General features: G+C 64.1%; 6 protein-coding genes. All 6 read left to right on the forward strand.

Features of this window, described 5'->3' with window-relative positions; translation table 11 throughout:
* Window positions 1–886 (forward strand): putative zinc-binding metallopeptidase (locus ENZ74_RS21005; RefSeq protein ID WP_127312968.1); only part of this gene is annotated, 886 nt, incomplete at its 5' end.
* Between the two features lie 63 nt (window positions 887–949).
* Window positions 950–1549: a DUF1236 domain-containing protein gene (locus ENZ74_RS21010; protein ID WP_063169558.1), complete on the forward strand. Its 600-nt coding sequence runs from the start codon at window positions 950–952 to the stop codon at window positions 1547–1549.
* A gap of 170 nt (window positions 1550–1719) precedes the next feature.
* On the forward strand, window positions 1720–2670 hold the full coding sequence (locus tag ENZ74_RS21015; protein WP_013528803.1) for a CPBP family intramembrane glutamic endopeptidase: 951 nt from the start codon (window positions 1720–1722) through the stop codon (window positions 2668–2670).
* A gap of 290 nt (window positions 2671–2960) precedes the next feature.
* Entirely contained in the window at window positions 2961–4571 is a 1611-nt protein-coding gene (gene ffh, locus ENZ74_RS21020; protein WP_127312969.1) for a signal recognition particle protein, read from the forward strand.
* Window positions 4572–4578: 7 nt separating this feature from the next.
* On the forward strand, window positions 4579–4905 hold the full coding sequence (locus ENZ74_RS21025) for a chorismate mutase (protein ID WP_013528801.1): 327 nt from the start codon (window positions 4579–4581) through the stop codon (window positions 4903–4905).
* A gap of 37 nt (window positions 4906–4942) precedes the next feature.
* Window positions 4943–5115, forward strand: a 173-nt coding sequence (rpsP, locus tag ENZ74_RS21030; RefSeq protein WP_127312970.1) for a 30S ribosomal protein S16, incomplete at its 3' end; no start/stop codon positions are given.

Here is a 5115-nt window from a genome sequence, read left to right on the forward strand (position 1 = left end):
CAACCAGTTGATCCCGGATCTCTCCGTCGACGGCAACCGCCGCCGCTGGATCCGTGTCGAAGCGGCGAAGAAGCGCGCCATCTATTCGCTGCTGGCCTTCGGGCTGCCGGTGGCGCCCAAGCAGAACCCCGCCGACGAGATCGGGCTGGCCTTCGACTTCCTCGCCGATCCGATCGGCGGCGGCCCCGGCGGCGAGCGGATCCTGACCGGCCACGACAATGGCCTGATCACGCTCAACGTCGCCGAGGCGGATTCGGCCGAGCGCGAAAAGCGCCGCGTCGAGATGGGCGAGAACTACCGCACCTTGCTCGGTCATTTCCGTCATGAGCTTGGGCACTATTATTGGGACCGCCTGATCCGCGACGATCCGCACCGGCTCGAAGCTTTCCGCGCACTGTTCGGCGATGACCGCGCCGATTACGAACAGGCGCTGAAGGCCTATTATGCCAATGGTGCGCCGCCCGACTGGCAGCAAGGCCACATCTCGGCCTATGCGACCTCGCATCCATGGGAGGACTGGGCCGAGACCTGGGCTCACCACCTGCACATCACCGACACGCTGGAAATGGTGCACGCACTGAACTTTCCGCTCGGCCGGCTGGAGACGGTGGAGGCCAACGACTTGCCGCGCGGCGACACAGGCGGCGAATTGCAGGCCGCACCCTCGGAGCCGCCGACCGCGCCCGAGTCTTTCGAAAAGATCCTGGCCCGCTGGCTGGTGCTGTCGGAAGCCTCCAATTCGATCAACCGCTGCATGGGCCTGCCGGACCTCTATCCCTTTGTCATTTCGGACGTCACGGCGCGGAAATTGGACTTCGTTCACGAACTTCTGACCGATTTGCCTGGAGAACAGGGAACAAATCGTGAGTTGGCACAGGCGCTTTAGCGGGAACGCATGAGCTGCTGCCCCGTTTTCGCTGGCGAGGGACCATGAAAACGGAGAGAAACCATGAAATCCCTGTTGTTTCCGGCGGTCGCCGGAATGCTGACCGTGATGTCGGGCGCCGCGTTTGCCGACACCGCCGTCTCAGCCGTCACCGATCTTAACGTTCGCGCCGGACCCGGCCCGCAATACCCTGTCATCGGCGTGCTCGCCGCCGGTCAGTCGGCAACGCTCAATGGCTGCATCGAAAACAGCAAATGGTGCACCATAGCCGAGGCCGGCGGCCAGGGCTGGGTCTATTCCGACTATGTGACGGCCGATATAGGCGGCAGCCGGGTGGTGCTGACGCAACGGCGCGCCAGCGTTGCTGTCGTCTCGCCGCCGGAGGACATCGGCAACTACTCGACCGATTATACCGGCGCGATCATCGCCAGCGATCCGGTCGTCGATGACTTCCCGCCGCCCCCGGCTGAAGTCCGCACCTATGTCGACACGCACCGCCTCGATCCCATCTATCTCGATGGCGAAGTGGTCACCGGCGCGACCCTGCCCGACACCGTCGAGCTGCGCGAGATTCCAGACTACAATTACCGCTATGTCTATGTGAACGGCCAGCGGGCGCTGATCGATCCGCAGACCCGGCGCATCATGTACGTCGTGCGCTGACGACAATTGACATAAGCGGCCGCTGCCACAGCAGCGGCCGCCGGCAGGCGGCACCGCAGCGTCGCCTCTTGTGCGCCGACGCTGCTCTGAGCATTGTCCTTTGCGGAAGACTTCCGATTTTTCCGGCGGTCGGTTAGTCAATAGGCGATGACTTTGGCAAAGGAGCCCGCGTGACCATCGATCCGGCCGCCTTCGAGCGCTACAGGCATTCGCCGAACGCCAGGACGACCTTGCCGCGCCTGTTGCTCGGAACGGGGATCGTCGTCCTTTTTTGGGCAGCAACCACCGTGGCCGTGCTGGTCGGCGGCACCTATGCCTTCTTCGCCCGGCAGGCGGCCCCATCATCCGGCATGCAGGGTTTCCTCGCCTCGCCCATCGGCATTCTCACCGCGCTCGTCTCGTTCGCCGGCATCTGGATCGGCCTGTGGGTCGCGATGCGCTGGGTGCATGGCGAGAAGCTGTCGGCGCTGCTCGGCAACAGCCGGCGTGTTTCATGGTCCGGCTTCCTCAAGGGGCTGATCGCGGTGCTGATCACCTCGTTGATCTCCGAAATCCTGCTCTATCTCTTGCAGCCGCAGATCGCGCGCGGCCCGATCAGCCTGTCGTCCTGGCTGCTGTTTGCGATCCCGATCGCCGCGCTCACTCTGTTGCAGACCTCGTCGGAAGAGTTGCTGTTTCGCGGCTACCTGCTGCGCGGGCTGGCCAGCCGGTTCAAGAGCCCGTTCATCTGGGCGCTGCTGCCGGCCCTGCTGTTCACCTCGCTGCATTGGAGTGCGAGTTCGTCGCCAGCCATCAACGCCTGTGTGCTGGCGTCGATCGCCGCTTTCGCGTTGCTGCTGACGCTTGTCGTTTACGCAACAGGCAATCTCGGCGCCGCGCTGGGTGCTCATCTCGGCAACAACCTGACCGGCTTCCTGCTGATCTCGCATCAGGAAAGCTACAATTCCTTCGCCCTGTTCAACGCCAGGCCGCTCGAGGGACCGGGCTGGGCAACGTCGGATGCGGTTCTCATCGCCTTCATCGGCATCGCCTGCAGCCTGCTGACCATCGGGCTGCTTTTGCATCCGCGCTCGCCGCTCAAGGTCGCCGCCGAGCTTCCGGACCGCGCGAGCACGGCCTGAATGCGGGTCCGGGAATGACGCTACCCGGCCCTTGTCTTGACTCTTGCGCAGATTTCCTGTCTACACGCCCCGAATTCCGCGACGAGTATCCCTCCGAGCAAGCCGACCAGGACGCCGAAACCTCTTTGAGGTGAAGTGCTGTAAATCGATCCTGGAGGCCAACACCCGGCAGCGCTGAGCGCCCCCGGGTGCTTTTTGGTTTTGGCTTTTGCTTGGACTTTTGGTTGGACACTGGGCGCGAACGCATTACCTCTCGGGCACCATCCGGGTGCCAGGGAAAAGGAAAACGAATGTTTGAATCGCTACAGGAACGTCTTGGTTCGATCCTGAACGGCCTGACCGGCCGCGGCGCGCTGTCGGAGGCTGATGTCTCGGCGGCGCTGCGCGAGGTGCGCCGTGCGCTGCTCGAAGCCGACGTGGCGCTGGAAGTGGTGCGCTCCTTCACCGACAAGGTGCGCGAGAAGGCCGTCGGCGCTGCCGTGGTCAAGTCGATCAAGCCCGGCCAGATGGTCGTCAAGATCGTTCATGACGAACTGGTCGACATGCTCGGCGCTGAAGGCGTCGCCATCGATCTCAATGCCCCGGCGCCGGTCGTCATCATGATGGTCGGCCTGCAGGGTTCCGGCAAGACGACCACTTCGGCCAAGATCGCCAAGCGTCTTTCCGAGCGTCAGAACAAGAAGGTCCTGATGGCCTCGCTCGACACGCGGCGCCCCGCCGCGCAGGAGCAGCTTCGCCAGCTCGGCGAACAGGTCAAGGTCGCCACGCTGCCGATCATCGCCGGCCAGTCGCCGGTCGACATCGCGCGCCGCGCCGTGCAGGCGGCCAAGCTCGGCGGCCACGACGTCGTCATCCTCGACACCGCCGGCCGCACCCATATCGACGAGCCGCTGATGGTCGAGATGGCCGACATCAAGAAGGTATCGAGCCCGCACGAAATCCTGCTGGTCGCCGATTCGCTGACCGGCCAGGACGCCGTCAACCTGGCCAAGAGCTTCGACGAGCGCGTCGGCATCACCGGTCTCGTGCTGACCCGCATGGACGGCGACGGCCGTGGCGGTGCTGCCCTTTCGATGCGCGCCGTCACCGGCAAGCCGATCAAGCTGATCGGCACCGGCGAAAAGATGGACGGGCTGGAGGAATTCCACCCCAAGCGCATCGCTGACCGCATCCTCGGCATGGGCGACATTGTCTCGCTCGTCGAAAAGGCCGCCGAGAACATCGACGCCGAACAGGCGGCGGCGATGGCCAAGAAGATGCAGTCGGGCAAGTTCGACCTGAACGATCTCGCCGGCCAGCTTCAGCAGATGTCGAAGATGGGCGGCATGGGCGGCATCATGGGCATGATGCCCGGCATGGGCAAGATGAAGGACCAGATGGCCGCCGCCGGTCTCGACGACAAGATGTTCGGCCGCCAGCTCGCCATCATCTCGTCGATGACCAAGGCAGAGCGCGCCAATCCCGATTTGCTCAAGCATTCGCGCAAGAAGCGCATCGCTGCCGGTTCCGGCACCGACGCGGCCGAAATCAACAAGCTGCTCAAAATGCATCGCGGCATGGCCGACATGATGAAGGCAATGGGCGGCAAGGGCAAAGGCGGCGGCCTGATGCGCGGCATGATGGGCGGCCTCGCCTCCAAGATGGGCCTCGGCGGCATGATGCCCGGCGGTATGGGTGGCATGATGGGCGGCGGCATGCCGGACCTGTCGAAGATGGATCCCAAGCAGCTCGAAGCCTTGCAGAAGCAGGCGCAGGCAGCCGGCCTAGGCGGCGGCATGAAAGGCCTTCCCGGCGGCGGTGGCCTGCCCAGCGGCATGCCAGGTTTGCCCGGCGGCATGAAACTTCCCGGGCTTCCCGGCCTCGGCGGTGGCGGGCTGCCCGGCCTTGGCAAGAAGAAGTGAGGACGCCATGAACGAAGAAAAGGACATGGCCGACGCCCGCGCCCTCCTGGCAGATTACCGGGCGTCGATCGACAACATCGACGCAGCCCTCATCCACATGCTTGCCGAGCGCTTCCGCTGCACCAAGGCGGTTGGCGTGCTGAAGGCGACTCATGGCTTGCCGCCGGCCGACCCGGCACGCGAGCAGCAGCAGATCGCCCGGCTTCGCCAACTGGCGAAGGATGCCCATCTCGACCCGGATTTCGCGGAAAAGTTCCTCAACTTCGTCGTCCGCGAAGTGATCCGCCACCACGAACAGATCGCCGCTTCCAACGGCGTGACGAAAACCAACTGAAACCCAATCAACGAACTTAGTTTTTAGGAGAAAAGAAATGCCCTTGAAGATCCGACTGGCCCGTGCGGGCTCGAAGAAGCGTCCTTACTACCACGTCGTCATTGCCGACGCCCGTTCGCCGCGTGACGGCCGGTTCATCGAGTCCATCGGCTCGTGGAAACCGCCGCTGCCCAAGGACGGCGAACGCGTCAAGGGCGACGCCGACCGCGT

This window comes from Mesorhizobium sp. M7A.F.Ca.CA.002.15.2.1, assembly GCF_003998715.1.
Lineage (GTDB): Bacteria > Pseudomonadota > Alphaproteobacteria > Rhizobiales > Rhizobiaceae > Mesorhizobium > Mesorhizobium ciceri.